The sequence below is a fragment of the Neptuniibacter sp. QD29_5 genome, assembly GCF_047778125.1.
In the GTDB taxonomy this organism is placed as follows: domain Bacteria; phylum Pseudomonadota; class Gammaproteobacteria; order Pseudomonadales; family Balneatricaceae; genus Neptuniibacter.
Genome location: NZ_CP180556.1, coordinates 1,167,333 through 1,183,869 on the forward strand (window position 1 = coordinate 1,167,333; position 16,537 = coordinate 1,183,869).

15 protein-coding genes are annotated in these 16,537 nt (G+C 44.4%); 12 read left to right on the plus strand and 3 right to left on the minus strand.

Annotation, left to right across the window (positions count from 1 at the left end):
* Positions 1-518: 518 nt before the first annotated feature.
* The 3 genes from ACMXYR_RS05305 to ACMXYR_RS05315 form a co-directional block, all read right to left on the minus strand.
* Positions 519-1,733: a hypothetical protein gene (locus ACMXYR_RS05305; protein WP_415887556.1), complete on the minus strand. Its 1,215-nt coding sequence runs from the start codon at positions 1,731-1,733 to the stop codon at positions 519-521.
* A 396-nt stretch (positions 1,734-2,129) separates the two neighbouring features.
* Positions 2,130-2,591: a hypothetical protein gene (locus ACMXYR_RS05310; RefSeq protein WP_415887558.1), complete on the minus strand. Its 462-nt coding sequence runs from the start codon at positions 2,589-2,591 to the stop codon at positions 2,130-2,132.
* 164 nt (positions 2,592-2,755) lie between these two features.
* On the minus strand, positions 2,756-4,744 hold the full coding sequence (locus ACMXYR_RS05315; RefSeq protein WP_415887559.1) for a sigma-54-dependent Fis family transcriptional regulator: 1,989 nt from the start codon (positions 4,742-4,744) through the stop codon (positions 2,756-2,758).
* Positions 4,745-5,544: 800 nt separating this feature from the next.
* Here ACMXYR_RS05315 and ACMXYR_RS05320 point away from each other — a divergent pair.
* The 12 genes from ACMXYR_RS05320 to ACMXYR_RS05375 all read left to right on the plus strand — a co-directional run bounded on the left by ACMXYR_RS05320 (position 5,545) and on the right by ACMXYR_RS05375 (position 16,537).
* Entirely contained in the window at positions 5,545-7,335 is a 1,791-nt protein-coding gene (locus ACMXYR_RS05320; protein ID WP_415887560.1) for a methyl-accepting chemotaxis protein, read from the plus strand.
* 150 nt (positions 7,336-7,485) lie between these two features.
* A complete protein-coding gene (pqqA, locus tag ACMXYR_RS05325; RefSeq protein ID WP_415888073.1) occupies positions 7,486-7,560 on the plus strand; it encodes a pyrroloquinoline quinone precursor peptide PqqA in 75 nt (24 codons plus the stop codon).
* A 67-nt stretch (positions 7,561-7,627) separates the two neighbouring features.
* Positions 7,628-8,548 (plus strand): pyrroloquinoline quinone biosynthesis protein PqqB, encoded by a 921-nt coding sequence (gene pqqB / locus ACMXYR_RS05330; RefSeq protein WP_415887561.1) that lies wholly within the window; start codon positions 7,628-7,630, stop codon positions 8,546-8,548.
* A 58-nt stretch (positions 8,549-8,606) separates the two neighbouring features.
* Complete coding sequence (pqqC, locus tag ACMXYR_RS05335; RefSeq protein WP_415887562.1) at positions 8,607-9,377, plus strand: pyrroloquinoline-quinone synthase PqqC; 771 nt, start codon at positions 8,607-8,609, stop codon at positions 9,375-9,377.
* Positions 9,370-9,669 (plus strand): pyrroloquinoline quinone biosynthesis peptide chaperone PqqD, encoded by a 300-nt coding sequence (pqqD, locus tag ACMXYR_RS05340; RefSeq protein WP_415887563.1) that lies wholly within the window; start codon positions 9,370-9,372, stop codon positions 9,667-9,669. The genes pqqC and pqqD overlap by 8 nt, the downstream gene beginning before the upstream one ends.
* Positions 9,644-10,825, plus strand: coding sequence for a pyrroloquinoline quinone biosynthesis protein PqqE (gene pqqE / locus ACMXYR_RS05345; protein WP_415887564.1), 1,182 nt, complete (start codon positions 9,644-9,646; stop codon positions 10,823-10,825). Before pqqD ends, pqqE begins: the two co-directional genes overlap by 26 nt.
* 238 nt (positions 10,826-11,063) lie before the next feature.
* Positions 11,064-12,068, plus strand: coding sequence for an ABC transporter substrate-binding protein (locus ACMXYR_RS05350; RefSeq protein ID WP_415887565.1), 1,005 nt, complete (start codon positions 11,064-11,066; stop codon positions 12,066-12,068).
* Positions 12,065-12,826 (plus strand): ABC transporter permease, encoded by a 762-nt coding sequence (locus ACMXYR_RS05355; RefSeq protein WP_415887566.1) that lies wholly within the window; start codon positions 12,065-12,067, stop codon positions 12,824-12,826. Before ACMXYR_RS05350 ends, ACMXYR_RS05355 begins: the two co-directional genes overlap by 4 nt.
* Positions 12,813-13,592, plus strand: coding sequence for an ABC transporter ATP-binding protein (locus tag ACMXYR_RS05360; protein ID WP_415887567.1), 780 nt, complete (start codon positions 12,813-12,815; stop codon positions 13,590-13,592). The genes ACMXYR_RS05355 and ACMXYR_RS05360 overlap by 14 nt, the downstream gene beginning before the upstream one ends.
* Complete coding sequence (locus tag ACMXYR_RS05365; RefSeq protein ID WP_415887568.1) at positions 13,589-14,353, plus strand: ABC transporter ATP-binding protein; 765 nt, start codon at positions 13,589-13,591, stop codon at positions 14,351-14,353. Before ACMXYR_RS05360 ends, ACMXYR_RS05365 begins: the two co-directional genes overlap by 4 nt.
* On the plus strand, positions 14,346-15,329 hold the full coding sequence (locus tag ACMXYR_RS05370; RefSeq protein ID WP_415887569.1) for a PQQ-dependent catabolism-associated beta-propeller protein: 984 nt from the start codon (positions 14,346-14,348) through the stop codon (positions 15,327-15,329). Before ACMXYR_RS05365 ends, ACMXYR_RS05370 begins: the two co-directional genes overlap by 8 nt.
* Entirely contained in the window at positions 15,329-16,537 is a 1,209-nt protein-coding gene (locus ACMXYR_RS05375) for an amino acid ABC transporter substrate-binding protein (RefSeq protein WP_415887570.1), read from the plus strand. Before ACMXYR_RS05370 ends, ACMXYR_RS05375 begins: the two co-directional genes overlap by 1 nt.

Here is a 16,537-nt window from a genome sequence, read left to right on the forward strand (position 1 = left end):
GATTATTTGAAAAACTTGGAAACAGTCTGGGACTATTTCAATTACTTTCTGAGTTTTTCGATGGGTGTTTTAAAGCCTAATAATGAGAGCATTTAGTGTGCCAATGTTGCGGTATATTATTAGGATTGTGTTTATAGCTATTTGATAGGAATAGCTTTATTTGTGATGTGTGTTCTTGTTTATTTTTTATGTAAGTTGCAACAGTTGTCTGTCGCATCAATGAAACGAAAGGCTGAATTAGCAGAAAAGCTTCATGGGAGATGTTGATGGAAGAGCAGGACTAAAGAGAACTCAGGCTATTAGAAAAAGGACTTACCCCTGAGTGAAAACCGGGGTAAGCCAAAGCCACGGCCATCGTGACAAAATTGAAACATAACAATAGCGAAGTTTAGTTTCAGGGTGTAAAAAAGGGCATCCAGAGGATGCCCAAGCTTCACCGGAGGGTGAATAGATGAAGATGAACGCTAGCTTATATTAAGGAGCATGAAGGGGATGTTCCTTTATTAGCTAGGTACGTCTTAGAAAGTAACGGATGCTTCTACGATTAAGCCGTCCCACTCAGCACCTCCAGCAGCACCGAAGGTAGTTGCTCCACCGCCAGAGAACTGCTCTTCTTCTTGTTTAACGTATTCTGCTTTAAACAGTGTAGCGTCGTTCATCCAGTAACCAGCACTTAGCTGAATACGGTCTGATTTGTTAGGGCCTGTTACGCCTGTGCTTTTGTTAGCGACTTCACCGTAGCGAGCGGCAACATAGAAGTCATTGCTGATATCGTATTTACCTTCAACAGCCCAGAATTCCATTTTGGATTTTTCTTTGATGTAGGATGTCTGAAGAGACCCTTCACCAGCAGCCCAGCTGTAATCATCTTCTGCTGCACCATACAGAGCATGAATTAGGAAATTGTTAGCTTTATACTGAACGTCAGCTTGCCACACAAAGGCATCTACACCTGGAACAATCAGAGGATGAGTTGAGCGTGCACTTGGTGCAGTACTAGCGAACTGGTAGTTATCTCCATCACCTATAGCGATTAGGGAGCCAAATGGTTTACCTGTTACAGCAGAAAGATCATGGTTGGTTTTAAATGTACCTGCACCAAATGAAAGACCGCTGTCTAGGTTAACTGTGCCGCGTAGGCCTAGGTTATAACCATGACCAGGAGAGAAATCAGTGAAGAAGTCTGGAGTTGCAAAAACTGCATCCCAAGTCACGTTTGTACCGCTTTCAAGGTTGTGGGAACCATATGCCCAAAGGCCTTCTTCGGCAGTGATCATGTCAGTGATGCCGTTACCAACAAATGGGTTGCTCTGTACGGCTGCACCATCAGAATAGCGGATGAAGTTCTGAGTGGTTGATACAACGTTACCCAGGCGAATACCTGTGTTGTTAGGCAGATCGAACTGAATCCATGCTAGGTCCTGGCTGATAGCTGCGCTACCGTTATTCCAGTCGTTAGGTTCTTCCGCTAGTTCAGCAAACACAGACACGTTTTCTGCAACCTGTGCATTAATATTCAGAGCAAAACGCATACGCTGGAATGCAGAATCAGCTGCTGCATCATCGGCATTAGCTGCAGCGCCTTCTACGTCGATGCCTGACTGCCATGCCTGCATTGCAGCACCGCTAATCTTGATTTTTCCATCCATGAATTCAGCTGCTGTTGCTGTAGTTGCGGCAGACATTGCTAAAATAGCTGCAGCAACGTTCATGTTAATAAGTGTTCGTTTCATTAACGAATCCCCCTGACGTTCTTATTAGTAAATTTTTGTTGGTGAACAAAAAATAATTAAATTTAATTACTCTAGCCCTTTTATTAATCGCAATAGCTGTGCCAGAAATGGTTTTTTTGTTTTGTTATTTGTAACTACATGAAAATAATGGTTTTTTTTTGGAGGGAGGTTGATAATAAGACTCTTTTATAATGTGTCTGTTTTAATTGGAGGTCATGTGTAGCAATATTTTTTCTATTAATGCGACAGCTGTCTTATTTTTTTATTTATAGTTTAAATTTTTTATTTGGCTAAATTTTTGTTCTTTGCATCGGCTGTTTTATTTATGCTACATGTGTATATTTTAAGGTTAAAAAAATGGCACCTTAATTTAGGTGCCGTTTTTGTATATTTAATTTAGTGATGCTGTGTAGGAGGAGATGATGGATTTTTTGTTGCAATTGCTATCTGATAGCCTTCTTTGTGTTTGCCAACAAGATAAACAACAGAGCCAAACTCTGGTTCCTCATCTCCTACAGTGTCTTCAAAATAGATCCGCATTAGGTGAGTGACAGGCAGATTGCTCTGATATTTCTTATGTCCTACTGAAAAGTTATTGAGAAACTCAGTATCTGCTTCTTCAAATTCAGTACCAATAACCTTGCGACCAAAGTTATTACGTGTGTAAACGCGGATCATTTTTTGTTTGTATTTTCTCACGCCTTCCCAGTTAATCAGCGACGAAATATTTTCATAGCTTTTGGCTTCATGAGCGGTTAGAAACCTATCGAGCAAAGCTTCTTTGGTTGAGGGTAGTTCTGAGGCGGTTACATTCATACATGAGATGGCCAGAGCCAGGGGTAGTATTTTTTTAATCATTCTTATTTTCTCCAAATCGCATTTGTCCTGTACGTTAGAATGGAACTGAGAAATAATTGCAGGTGTTGTGCCAATTTTTGAGGTAGTTAGTAAATAGCAGTAGTTAAACAGTAGACATAAAAAAGCCTGAGGCAGGCTCAGGCTTTTTGGGCATTAGAGGGAGGTTAATAGATTTCGTTTGGTTGAACGATATTGTATTTTTTCATCTTTCTATAGACGGTGGACCGGCAAATATTAAGCTCATCGGATACTTGAGTGATATTCCACTTATATTTTCTCAAAGCTTCGATTAGGCGGCGGCCTTCTTCATCATCGACAAAGTCGGATAGGCTCATGGCTTTAGGTTCTTCTGGGATAAATTCATCTTCTTTAAACATGTTTTTTTCGGCACGGACTTCGATTGGAAGGCTGTCGATGGTGATATGTTTATCCATTGATACTGCCAGTGCATAGCGTAGAGCATTGGACAGCTGACGAATATTACCTGGCCAATGGTAATCATTTAGCATCTGGCGGGCTTGTGGGGCAAAGTTCACGTCTTCTGAACCACCTAATTCGCTATCGAGAATGCAGTTCATAATGAAGTCTTTATCACTGCGTTTGCGAAGTGGGGGTAGCTTAAGAGCCATACCGTTAAGTCGATAGTAAAAATCTTCGCGGAAAAGTTTATCTCTTATGCGTTGTACCAGATTCTGGTGGGTTGCTGATATGACCTGTATATCCAGCGGTTTAGGCTGAGATGCGCCTAATGGCATGATCTCTCTTTCGGCTAAAGCACGAAGTAGTCGAGTTTGCAGCTGGACAGGCATATCACCTATCTCATCAAGAAATATGGTACCACCATTTGCTTGTTCAAGTTTACCTTTCATGCCTTTTCGATTAGCGCCGGTAAAGGAACCACTGCTGTAGCCAAAGAGTTCACTTTCAATAAGAGATTCTGGAATAGCTGCGCAGTTGAGAGCGATGAATGGTCCGTCTTTCTTGGCGCTAGCATCGTGTATAGCTCTGGCAAAGGCTTCTTTGCCGGTACCGGTTTCACCAGTAATCAAAATCGGAATGTCTTTATTCAGAACATGGCGAATTTGTTGTACGTTCTGTCTTACATCAGGGTCTTCACCAGCCAGTTGTTCCAGAGTAGGGTGTTTGTGTTTATGAGGACGTTCATCTTTAGTTTGAGTGGTCTGTGTGTTTGAGCTCCCTATGATTTTATTAGCAGGAACGCGTAGGGCAATTTCTATTTCATCCAATAGTTTCGGTGACTGGTGGTGAACTGTGCATGCGCCACCATTGCTTTTGGTAAGCAGTTCCTCAACTGTTAATCCTGTGATCTCTTCAATCTGGCAACCCAATAATTGCTGCCCTGTTTCTAGCAGACTTTCGTATTCGGCAAAGGCGGAGCGATTTGCTCCAATGATCACGCCTCGTTCGTTGACGGCTAAAAGTTGTTCTTGTGCCAGATCAGAGAAATTGTTTGTCTCTTTGATATGCATTGTGATCTGGCTGCGGTAGGTCTGGCGGAAATAACTATTTTCAATCATCCTGCCATACATCATTACCATTTGCAGGGTTAGATATTGGCTTTCTTTTGAGCCGGTTGCTCCTAGGCATGATGCGTTTAAACAGCCTTTGAGGTCACCTAAAGGGTCAAAAATTGGTGTGACCGAACAACTCAAAGGGCTTTGCGAATCGAAGAAATGCTCGTGTTGATGGATGATGATTGATTCTTTCTCAACCAAACATGTGCCAATGCCATTGGTACCTGCTTGCTTTTCTCCCCATCTGGATCCAACTAATAGCCCTGCGTCCTGCCATACATCTTTCATCTGGGATGGAAGTTTTGCATCCAAAGCTAAACCTGTCTCATCAGTCAGAAGTACTGAGAAACCGGCGTTAGCAATACGTTTTGACAGACCAATTAAGCCGTTGCGAGCAATTTTCAGGTATTCCTCATTTAGTTGTAGCTGTTGCTCAAGCTCATATGAGGTAAGTATCTCTATTTCGTTATTAAGATGAGGATTGAGGCCGTGTTGCACAAGGCTGCGTTCCCAGGATTTGGCAATCTGGTCACCGGGCTGAATATCTCTGTCCTGAAAGTTTCCGGTTACATAGGCCACTACATCCTTGGTGCCTTTTATTTGAGGCGTGTTTCGCATTATGGATTCGCTCCGGCCTTACGCTTTGGCAATTAAGCAAAGATGTCTATCTGCTGCACTAATTGTGGCAAGACTCTTTATTTTTGTTATCTGTGTAAGTTTAGCAATGTTCTCTGACATTGTTGAATGGTATTAGCATGATGTGTGCCATTGCTTTTAGGGGGGGGGCTTTTCAGCATAATGTTGCAATTGTAGGGTGATTTTTGTTGCATACTTGCTTCAAGTGGTGCTCTGGACGGGTAGTGACTCTACTTGCTGTCATGTGTTGCACTGGGAGGTCGGGTGTAGCAGTGGTGCTACACCTGTATCATTTCAATGAATTATTGGGGTAGAGTAATGAAGTGGGCTCAACCAGAATTTAAAGTTCTGCGTATTGGTTTTGAGGTAGCGGTGTATTTTGTAAACCGTTAAGTGCTTGCATGGCTTTTTGCCCTGGTTGCTTGGATGTAATCTCAATAAAATGGCTGCGTGTGCTGTCCCGTTGGGATGGCATGCCTGTTTCAAATTTTCTTCCTCCTCCTCTTTTTCTTCTTCTTTGCTACATATGTGTCTGAATTGTGTTTTTCTGTTGCAGGCTTGCGACGGTATTGGGCTGTGTTTTTAATGTCGATCACTCTAATGAAAAAGTATTTGTTTTATTTTCAAGTGGTTAGCGACTTTTTTTTGATTGGCATATTTTTTGAATTAATTGTTAGCGGATTGTTACTTACAACAGAAAGTCATGAATCATATGGGGATTCCTAAAGTTTTCTGATTTCTTGTAGGGCAAAGCAGATAATAAGTATAAGAGCAGTAGATACATGAGTTTGTATAAAAGTATTGAGAAAGCTTTCTTTAATTCACTGACGAAAAAGATAGTCGGCAATGTTCTTTCCCTTCTTATTCCTCATATAGTTCTTATGGCGTTGGCTTATTATCATGCCAGCGAAATAGAGAATGTTCTTTCTGGTATAAAGATGAGTGAATCAGAAAGTCTTCAGTTGAATGAGGCGTTGAGCACTTTTTGGATAGCGGGAACTATTACAGTTGTTTTTGCTTTGATTGGTGGGGTTTTTACAATCTTTTTCATGCGGCACCTTTTTCTTAAACCTATTCAGGATGTGACAACAGTTTTAGCGGCAATTAGGGAAAAAGATGGAGATATATCGGCGACGCTGCCGGTATATACCTTTGATGAAATCTCGACTATGTCGAGTAGCTATAATGATTTCTCGGCAAAACTTAAAGAGATTATTGCTGACACCCGGTCCAGAAGTGTGAATGTTGCTCTGTCTGCCGCGCGTCTTAAAAAGATTATTGGCCAGGCTCACAAGAAAGCCAGTGAACAGGAAGAAAGGGCACATCAGGTCTTCCTGTCCAGTAATGAAGCGACACAGGCTATTGATGAAATCGCCCGCAGTACGATGCAAATAAGCGAGCAGAACACTTCAAATTTGGATGAAGTACGTGGCTCAAGTGCTGAGTTGTTAAAGGTTCAGGAGCAGATAGAAGCGATCAGGGACTTGGTCAATCAGTTCCAATCTACAGTTCAGAGCCTGCAGGCTAATTCACAAAATATTACGCAGATTCTTTCCATGGTGCAGGACTTTTCTGATCAGACAAACCTGCTTGCTCTGAATGCCTCAATTGAGGCCGCTAGGGCTGGGGATGCGGGGAGAGGTTTTGCGGTAGTTGCTGATGAGGTGAGAAGTCTGGCGCAGAAAGTGGGTTCTGCAACCAGCGAGATTGATAAGAATATTTCACAGATGTCTTCGTTGGTATCCGATACGAATGATAGTGCCAAAAACATCCTTGGCTACGTTGAAACAACTGGCGACTTTATCGAAAATACCAATGGCCAATTTGGTCAGTTGGTAAAAGATTTTGAGCAGGTTAATGGCCAGCTCTCTAGTATCAGTGCAGCTATTGATGAGTTGTCTTATACCAACAAAAACTCCCATAAGCATGTTGAGCAGATCACCCAAATATCTGCTGATATTAAAGGGGAAATGGATCATTCGCAGAGTTATTCCGATGATCTGGAGGTGTCGACTGAAGAGAGCCAGGAGCTGCTTTCCCGCTTTATCATTGGTTATGGAGCTTTTGAAAGTATTATTCAAAAGGGGCGTAGTTTTAAAGCCGAACTGGATGAGAATCTGTCTGGATTATCATCACGCTGTAATATTTTTGATACCAATTATCTGCGTCTTAACCCTAATCAAAAGCCAGAAAAGTTCAGTGTAAGTTATGTTGACCAGTTTGATGCGATGCTGCAGCCGGTTTTTGATGCTTTCGTCCAGCGAAACTCAGAATTTATCTATTCTGTTTTGGTAGATAAAAACGGTTATATCGGTACGCATCACCGTAAAGTTTCTAATCCGTTAACAGGTGACTTTATTGTCGATAATGCGCAAAGCCGTAATAGACGAATTTTCTTTAATACCCGCTCAGAGCAGCGCCGAGCGACTCAGACTCAGCCTTTCTTGCTGCAAACCTATGTGCGTGATACGGGCGAGATTCTTAATGAACTATCGATTCCAGTCTTTGTAGATGGACGTCACTGGGGGGCATTAATCATGGGCTTTGATCCGCAGGTGCTGTTGGGCTCATAAGTAAAGGTCATCGTATCTCATTCTGCTACTAAAAAGTCGGGCAGTTTGTATAGGTGAGGGGTCAATAACAAACACAGAGGAATTGTCTGATGTGTTGGTATTATTGGTTCAAATTTAAAAACATGAAAATAAAACTATTAGGAGTTTCATATGAACTGGACTAAGCCGTCTTACACAGATCTGCGCATTGGTTTCGAAGTAACTATGTATTTCGCGAACCGTTAATCGCCTTTCCGTTCTGTTGTCCTGGTTACCCCGATCTTTGGTCGGGGTGGCTTGGAAGGGAAATATAATGAAAGTACAAGTATTAGGCTCAGCAGCCGGTGGTGGTTTTCCGCAGTGGAACTGTAATTGCCGTAACTGCAGTGGTGTAAGAGCCTGCACTATTAATGCTAAACCCCGCACTCAGTCCTCAATCACAGTAAGCGCCGACGGCGAAAACTGGATTCTTTTTAACACCTCTCCAGATATCCGTGAACAGCTCACAAACTTTGGCCCTATGCAGCCAAATCGTTCTATCCGCGACACCGGCATCTCTGCGATTGTGTTTATGGACAGCCAGATTGACCACACAACAGGTCTTCTTATGTTGCGTGAAGGTTGCCCACATAATATCTGGTGTACAGAGATGGTCGAGCAGGATCTTACAACCGGCTTTCCTATCCTGAATATGTTGAAACACTGGAGCGGAGGTAACAATGTAAACCGTATTCCGATTGGTGAGGGAGAAAACAGCTTTGTGATTCCGCAAGTGCCGGAACTGAAACTGACCGCTGTACCACTACTCAGTAGTGCACCACCTTATTCACCACATCGTGATGACCCCCATCCGGGTGACAATATCGGTATCCAAATCGAAGATACCCGGACGGGCATAAAACTGTTCTATGCACCTGGCTTAGGTCAGATCGAACCCCATCTGCGTCCTTATATGGAAGCAGCGGATGTACTGTTGGTTGACGGTACTATTTGGAGCGAAGACGAACTTATAACCACAGGCGTTGGTGACAAGCTTGGTGTCGCAATGGGGCATCTGCCTCAGTCAGGCGAGGGTGGCATGATTGAGTATCTGGATATGCTGGAAAAACCACGCAAGATACTTATCCATATTAACAACACCAACCCTATCCTGGATGAAGATTCACCTGAAAGAGCAGAGGTGGAGTCTCACAATATTGAAGTCTCTTACGACGGTATGTCGATTGAGCTGTGAGCCCAGTGAGCTCAAATCCAATAGGCCACGTGAACAGTATAAAAAGGCTTAGAGTAGAATGAACAGTCAAACCAACGATAAGTTGCCAATGAGTCGCGAAGAGTTTGAAAAAGCACTGCGTGCCAAGGGCGATCTATATCACACCCAGCACCCTTACCATATTGCAATGTACGAAGGTCACAGTACCCAGGAGCAGGTCCGGGGTTGGGTGGCCAACCGTTTCTATTACCAGATTAGTATCCCAGTAAAAGATGCTGCAATTATGGCGAACTGCCCGGATCGTGATGTGCGTCGTCACTGGGTGCAGCGTGTACTGGACCATGATGGTTATGAAGGTGCCGAAGGTGGTATCGAAGCGTGGTTGCGTCTGGGTGAGGCGGTAGGCCTGACCCGTGAAGAGATCCTCTCCGGTGAGCATGTGTTACCGGGTGTTCGTTTTGCGGTTGATGCTTACGTCAACTTTGCACGCCATGCAACCTGGCAGGAAGCAGCCAGCTCCTCTCTGACAGAACTGTTTGCGCCAACTATCCATCAGAACCGTCTGGATACCTGGCCTGGCCACTACCCATGGATCAAAGAAGATGGCTACCAGTATTTCCGTAACCGTCTGATCGAAGCGCGTCGTGACGTCGTGCATGGTCTGGATATCACTCTGGATCACTACACCACACGCGAGCAGCAGAACCGTATGCTCGAGATCCTGCAGTTTAAACTGGATGTGCTCTGGACCATGCTGGATGCCATGTCCATGGCCTATGAACTTGATCGTGCACCGTACCACACGGTAACCCGCGAGAAGGTTTACCACCGGGGGCTGTTTAATGACTAAACAGGAAGCTGCGGTCAGCACTCAGGTTGAGCTGAGCATGGTCCCAGCGTTGAGTAAAATGTTCCGTTTTCAGTGGGAAAAAGCCCAGGACTGCTATGTATTACTCTACCCTGAAGGTATGGTTCAACTGAATGGGCCTGCAGGTGTGATTCTGGCGCTGGTCGACGGTGAGAGAAACGTACAGGGCATTATCGATAGCTTGCAGACTAAATTCTCGGATGCCGAAGGTATTGACGCAGATATCCTGGAATTCCTCGGAGGCGCATATGAGCAACACTGGATCACCCTGTAACGCGCAACCGCAACTTATACATGGGCAAAAGCAGGGAAAGGCACATGGCCAGCCGTTATGGCTTCTGGCCGAGCTGACCTACAAGTGCCCGCTGCAGTGCCCATACTGTTCCAATCCCCTAGACTTTGCTGACTTTGGTGGAGAGCTTATGACCGAACAATGGTTGGACGTGTTCCGTCAGGGCCGCGAAATGGGCGCAGTTCAGCTGGGCTTCTCGGGTGGTGAACCACTGGTGCGACAGGACCTGATCGAACTGATCCGGGGCGCCAATGATATGGGGTACTATACCAACCTGATTACTTCCGGTGTAGGGCTGAACGAACGCAAAATGGCAGAGTTTCATGAGGCGGGGCTGGATCATATCCAGGTTAGTTTTCAGGCCAGTGATAAATCTGTTAACAACATGCTGGCGGGCTCTAAAAAAGCGTTTGATCAGAAACTGAAGATGGCCCGCGAGGTGAAAGCACAGGGTTATCCAATGGTGCTCAACTTCGTTACTCATCGCCATAATATCGATCGAGTTGATCGTATTATTCAACTCTGCGTAGAGCTGGAGGCTGATTACGTTGAGCTGGCTACTTGTCAGTACTACGGCTGGGCCAAAGAGAACGTGCGCCAACTGCTGCCAACACAGGCCCAACTGGAGCGGGCAGAACGCATTACTAACGAGTACCGCGTAAAACTGGCAGCGGAAGGTAATCCAATCAAGCTAATCTTTGTAACACCGGATTATTACGAAGAGCGTCCTAAAGGCTGCATGAATGGCTGGGGGCAGGTGTTCCTCACTGTAACACCGGATGGTAAAGCGCTTCCTTGTCATAGTGCACGTATGCTGCCAATTGAATTTCCGAATGTGAAAGAGATGTCACTGCAGCAGATCTGGGATGAGAGTCCGGGTTTTAACTACTTCCGTGGTGATGACTGGATGAAAGAGCCTTGTCGTAGCTGTGATGAGAAAGATAAGGACTTCGGTGGCTGTCACTGTCAGGCATATATGATGACCGGCGATATGCATAATGCTGATCCTGTCTGCGGGAAGTCACCGTATCATGACAAGATTCTTGAAGCCCGTCAGGAGGCCGAAACGGTGGTAAATAATCCTGAGGAGTTTATTTATCGTAATAAAAGAAACTCAAAGGTGTTTCTTAAGGTTTGAATATCTCCATATCATCTTTTTATCCGTCTTTAGTTCTTTCTCGTTAATGCGACACCTGTTTCTATTGCAATGGTTCAGGTGTCGCTCGTTCATGACTGTTAATCGTTTTAACCTTATGTAAATAAAGGATTCTATTTTTTGGCCTAATACTTGCTCTAGTTATTTTTAGCATGCCTGAACTCGTTTTACATAGAAAACGGCAGTGCTTGTTCATATAAATAATAAAGAAAGAAACGTTATGGCCAGCATCGTGAAAATCTTGCTCATAGGTTTGTTGTCGTTACAAACTTATGCCAGCACACATCCAGAAGTACGTGTTGCATTGTTGCAATTCGGAACCGTCAATTGGGAGATTGATGTTATCCGACACCATCAGTTGGATAAGAAACACAATTTTTCCCTGAATGTCATACCTGTGGGCAGTAAAAATGCCAGTGCAGTTGCGCTACAGAGTAAAGCTGTTGATATCATTTTCAGTGATTGGGTTTGGGTAAACAGACAGCGTTTTAGCAAACGTATGTATAGCTTTTCGCCTGCCTCTTCAGCTGCGGGTGGTTTGTATGCCCAGCCAGACAGCTCGATTACTTATCTACATGAATTGGAAGGCCTGCGCGTTGGTGTGGCCGGTGGCTCCGTTGATAAGAGCTGGCTACTGCTGCAAGCATTTGCCAGGAAAGAGCATAAATTGAAGCTGCAGGATTACGTACAGCCAGTTTATGTTGCTCCCCCTCTTTTAAATAAATTGATGGATCAAGGGCGATTACCTCTGAGTCTGAACTTCTGGCACTACAGTGCTCGTCTCAAGGCTAAAGGCTTTAAACCCGTGCTGAAGGTTAAGGATATTGTTAAAGGCCTAGGTATTCAGACTCAGGTGCCTTTAGTGGGTTGGGTTTTTGAAGACAAGTGGAAAACTCAGAATGGCGAGCTACTGGATAATTTCTTAAAAGCGTCACTGGAAGCAAGACAGATCTTGTTGAACTCTGATGAAGAGTGGCAGCGCATCCGTCCGTTAACCCATGCAGAGAACGATGAGGTTTTCAATGCGCTTAAAAATGGTTACAGGGGAGGGGTGCTCCAGCGTTTTACTGAGCGTGAGCTAGATTCTCTGGATCGCTTGTATGCGATTATGGCTGCCGAGGGCGGAGATGCTCTTACAGGAGGCGCTGATTTACTTGATCGTGATCTGTTTTATATCCCTGTCAGCGAAGGTGGCGTGCTGTTAGGTCAAGGTCGTCTGAAATGAATCAGTACTCTCGAAATCTGATTTTTGGCCTAACTCCGCTGCTGTGTATTCTGATGGTGTGGCAGGGTGCTGCATTGCTGTTAGACAATGCTAACCTCCCCACAATCTCTGCAGTGGTTAGTAGTTTCTATTTTCATCTGTTAGATGGGCAGATGCTGGAACATCTACTCATTACGCTGTTTCGAGTTGCAATCAGCTTTGCCATTGCCATGTTCTTGGGTGTCTTAATCGGTATTGTTATGGGCGCCTTTCCCAATCTGGATAAGGCGGGTGATTCCTTGTTGGTAATCGCTCTTAATATCCCCGCGTTGGTGACCATTCTGCTTTGCTATATCTGGTTTGGTTTGGTTGAAGCATCAGCTATTGCTGCCGTCGCCATCAACAAAATTCCGACCGTAATTGTCATGATAAGGGAAGGAGCAAGGGTCGTAGATCGTGACTTGTTGCAAGTGGGTACTGTGTACCAAATATCACCCCTAAGATTCTTCTTTAAGATTTATCTGCCACAGTTATACCCCTTCATTATGGCCTCCGCCCGATCTGGTCTGTCTTTGATCTGGAAGGTGGTGCTGGTGGTTGAGTTGCTAGGGCGGAGTGATGGCGTTGGTTTTCAACTAGGTTCATTTTTTCACTTCTTTGATATTGCAAGCATCTTGGCTTATACCCTCGCTTTTGCCGCCATCATCTTGTTGATTGAAGGTTTGATTATGCGTCCACTGGATAGATACATCGCAAGGGGGGGATATGGTCAAGCTTGATGTTGCTGTTCAAAGCAAGAGCTTTTTCGGTCAATCACAGCAGGTACTGGGTCAGATTGAATTCAGTATTGCTGCTGGAGAGTTTATTGCCATTGTTGGCCCATCCGGCACAGGTAAAAGTACTCTGCTAAATATGATTGCAGGTTTGGAATGCGGTGATGATGCGACAATTACTTTTGATCAGCTTCCACTGGATGATAAACCGCCTTGCGATGTTAGTTATATCTTCCAACAGCCTCGCTTAATGCCTTGGTTGAACGTTAGGGATAATTTGTCTCTGGTAAAACCTGATGCTTCAGATTTCGAAATTGATGGGTTGCTGGGCAAGGTAGGACTTGCTGGGAAAGGTGATGTTTTTCCTAAACATTTATCCGGAGGCATGCAGCGACGGGTCAGTATCGCCCGTGCATTTCTGACTCGTCCTGAACTTCTGCTGCTAGATGAGCCTTTTGTTTCTTTAGATGAGCCCAATGCCCAGCGCTTAAGACTCCTTCTGTCTGAGTTATGTGAAGAGCAAAAACCAACAGTCGTATTTGTCACCCATGATTTGAATGAAGCGATTCAACTTGCAGATCGAATCCTTTTTCTATCCCCATCTCCAGGTAGTGTCATCCTTGATAAAAAAATTGAGTTAAGCAGGCCCAGAAGTGAGCAGGATACGAACTTTCAGTATTGGAAATCACAACTTTTGTCCCAGTATCCAGGTTTATTGGAAGGGCAGATTATTGAGCCGGTACTGAAGCCAGTGAGTGGAGGTTTTAAATGAAAACACAGAATGCTCTTGAGCTAAGGGCGGTAAGTAAAAGTTATGGTGCTGTGGAGGCACTCAATAACATCGACTTAGCGATCAAACCGGCGGAGTTTGTCGGTTTACTTGGTCAGAATGGAGCGGGAAAAACAACGCTATTTCAGTTACTGACAGGGTTATTCAATAGTGACACGGGTTCGATATCTGTTAGTGGTTTCAACATTCAGAAAGAGCCGATTAAAGCTCTATCAACTCTGGGTGTAGTTTTTCAGCAAAGTACGCTTGATCTGGATCTGAGTGTCTATGCCAATCTTAAATTTCACTGCCTTCTTCACGGTTTAAACCGTAAAGAATCAGACCCGCTTATTCGTACTGAGCTTGAGCGCTTTTCGATGCTGGAGGTAATGAACCTTCCTGTTAGGGGATTAAGTGGTGGTAACAGGCGTAAAGTTGAACTGATCCGAGCTCTGTTACACAAGCCTAAAGTGCTGTTGATGGATGAAGCTACTGTTGGCCTAGACCCTGAATCACGAGCATCCCTACTGGAGTATGTCGGTTCGTTGTGTAAAGAGCGTGGTTTAGCTGTGCTCTGGAGCACTCACATTATTGAGGAAGTGCAAGAGGCAGATCGTGTTGTTGTCCTAGATAAAGGGCAGATATTAGCAGAGTCCTCACCCGCTCAGTTGTTGAAGCAAGCTTCACAGCCATGTTTTTCTCTTGCAGATGCGTTTCTGCAGCTCATAACAAATAATAAGAAAGTTGGAGTAGTTTATGAATAAGTTCGCTAAGTATCTGCAGGCAGGTTCTTTTGCAGTGTCTTTATGCTTGACGGCCAGTGTAGAAGCAAAAACAGGTTATGTTTTTGTCAGTAGTGAAAAAGATGATGTAGTGACTGTTTTTGATGCTGAAATGATGAACAAAGTTACTGAGATTAAAACCAGCGAACGACCAAGGGCGATGCAATTGAACAATGATGGTTCATTGCTATACGTTGCTTGCGGCGATGATGATGCTATCGACGTCATTGATGTTGCGGCACTGAAAGTAAAACAGAGCATTGATATTGGTGAAGACCCGGATCGCTTTGATATTTCACCGGATGAAAAATTCCTTTACGCCTCTAATGAAGATGATGGCCTGGTGACGGTTTATGACCTGATCAACAACGAAACCGTTGCTGAAATAGAGGTCGGTGAAGAACCAGAGGGTGTACTGGTCAGTCCTGATAATCGAGTTGTCTATGTAACTTCTGAAGTCGCAAACATGGTGCATGTTATCGATGTTGAGACACAGGAAATTCTGGAAAATATTGTTGTAGGTAACCGTCCGCGTCGTATGGAACTGACCCAGGATCTAAGTGAACTCTGGGTGAGTAATGAAGTTGGCGGCACTATTTCAGTTCTAGATACCAGCACTTATAAAATGAAATCTGAACTGAGCTTTTCGCCTAAGGGAATCCGTCCTGAAAATATCTCCCCTGTGGGTATGGCAATGACTAAAGATGGCAAGATCGCTTATGTCACTTTAGGAAGTGCGAACCATGTGGCTGTTGTTGATACTGCAACGCATAAAGTTCTGGATTATGTACTTGTTGGTAAGCGTGCCTGGGGAGTAAGTCTTAACAATGACGAGAGTAAACTGTATGTAACAAATGGTAAAAGTGATGATCTGGCTGTGATTGATACAGCTCGCCTGAAGGTTATCAAGTCCGTTCCTGCAGGTCGTGTTCCTCATGATGTAGTGGCAGATGACTAATGGTTGGGCTAATCAAGAAGACCAGGGGGCTGCTGTTTGCAGCAGCTTCCCTGTTTATCGTTACTGGTAATGTGCTTGCGGCTGACCTGCAGGCTATCAATATTGCTTTGATCGAGTACGAGGATGATTCTCGTTACAAGCAAAACATCACAGATGCCCGATATCAGGCGCAGCCTTGGGGGCGTCTTTCACATGCGCTTAAACTTGCTATAAAAGAATCCCGCTTTGCCGCACAGAAGAAAGGGGTGAAGTTCAATCTGGAAGAGCATGAGGTTGAGACGCTTTCTGAAATTAAGGAATTGATTCCTCAGCTGGAACAGCAGGGTACTCATTTCTTTATGCTGGATCTACCGGGTGAAGGTGTTCGTTTAGCTGCGGCAAGTTCAGGTTCTGCAAGCAGTACATTATTCAACCTGAGTGCCCTAGACAACTCTCTGCGAAATGAATTTTGTCAGTCTAATCTATTGCACGTAGCACCTAGCCGTTTGATGCTGACGGATGCTATGGCGCAGTATCTGGTTTCCAAAAAGTGGAATGAAGTTTTAGTGCTTTATGGAGAAGGGAAAGAAGATAAATCCTATCTTGCTTCACTCAAGGTTTCTGCGAAAAAATTTGGTTTGAAACTGATTGCAGAGAAGCCTTACAAGCTAGGTAATGACCCACGCCAACGTTATCGCAATAATATTGCGCTTCTAACCGGTAAAGATGATTACAATGCGCTGTTTGTGGTGGACAGTAGTGGTGAGTTTGCGGTGGATGTTCCCTATGCCTTATTAAAGCCACGACCAGTTGTTGGATCGGCGGGATTGGTGTCTGACTGGTGGCATTGGGCCTGGGATAGAAATGGTGCGCCTCAGGTAAACAAGCGCTTTATGAAAAAGGCTAAACGCCATATGACCGGTTATGACTGGTCTGCCTGGTTGGCGGTGAAGCTAATTGCTGAGTCTATTCTACGTCAGGAGCATCTTGATACGAGCTTGCTTCTAGCAGACCTTAAGCAAGATGCATTCAAAATGGACGGTGCAAAGGGTTATCCATTGAACTTTCGCCCTTGGAATAACCAATTGCGCCAGCCTGTTTTCCTCACTTCGTTAAATAGGGTGATAAACAGAGCGCCAATCGAAGGCTTTTTGCATCCTCGTATTAACCTTGACGTATTAGGTAATGATAAGGGTGAAGGGCGTTGTAATCTGAGTAGTGGGTCCTGA

What these genes read in the sequence shown, in the direction of transcription:
- ACMXYR_RS05315 (WP_415887559.1), bottom strand. Translation starts at nt 4,744, where the DNA reads ATGCGAAACACGCCTCAAATAAAAGGCACCAAGGATGTAGTGGCCTAT.
- pqqE (WP_415887564.1), top strand. Translation starts at nt 9,644, where the DNA reads ATGAGCAACACTGGATCACCCTGTAACGCGCAACCGCAACTTATACAT.
- pqqC (WP_415887562.1), top strand. Translation starts at nt 8,607, where the DNA reads ATGAACAGTCAAACCAACGATAAGTTGCCAATGAGTCGCGAAGAGTTT.
- ACMXYR_RS05365 (WP_415887568.1), top strand. Translation starts at nt 13,589, where the DNA reads ATGAAAACACAGAATGCTCTTGAGCTAAGGGCGGTAAGTAAAAGTTAT.
- ACMXYR_RS05375 (WP_415887570.1), top strand. Translation starts at nt 15,329, where the DNA reads ATGGTTGGGCTAATCAAGAAGACCAGGGGGCTGCTGTTTGCAGCAGCT.
- ACMXYR_RS05305 (WP_415887556.1), bottom strand. Translation starts at nt 1,733, where the DNA reads ATGAAACGAACACTTATTAACATGAACGTTGCTGCAGCTATTTTAGCA.
- ACMXYR_RS05310 (WP_415887558.1), bottom strand. Translation starts at nt 2,591, where the DNA reads ATGATTAAAAAAATACTACCCCTGGCTCTGGCCATCTCATGTATGAAT.
- pqqD (WP_415887563.1), top strand. Translation starts at nt 9,370, where the DNA reads ATGACTAAACAGGAAGCTGCGGTCAGCACTCAGGTTGAGCTGAGCATG.
- pqqB (WP_415887561.1), top strand. Translation starts at nt 7,628, where the DNA reads ATGAAAGTACAAGTATTAGGCTCAGCAGCCGGTGGTGGTTTTCCGCAG.
- ACMXYR_RS05360 (WP_415887567.1), top strand. Translation starts at nt 12,813, where the DNA reads ATGGTCAAGCTTGATGTTGCTGTTCAAAGCAAGAGCTTTTTCGGTCAA.
- ACMXYR_RS05370 (WP_415887569.1), top strand. Translation starts at nt 14,346, where the DNA reads ATGAATAAGTTCGCTAAGTATCTGCAGGCAGGTTCTTTTGCAGTGTCT.
- ACMXYR_RS05350 (WP_415887565.1), top strand. Translation starts at nt 11,064, where the DNA reads ATGGCCAGCATCGTGAAAATCTTGCTCATAGGTTTGTTGTCGTTACAA.
- ACMXYR_RS05320 (WP_415887560.1), top strand. Translation starts at nt 5,545, where the DNA reads ATGAGTTTGTATAAAAGTATTGAGAAAGCTTTCTTTAATTCACTGACG.
- ACMXYR_RS05355 (WP_415887566.1), top strand. Translation starts at nt 12,065, where the DNA reads ATGAATCAGTACTCTCGAAATCTGATTTTTGGCCTAACTCCGCTGCTG.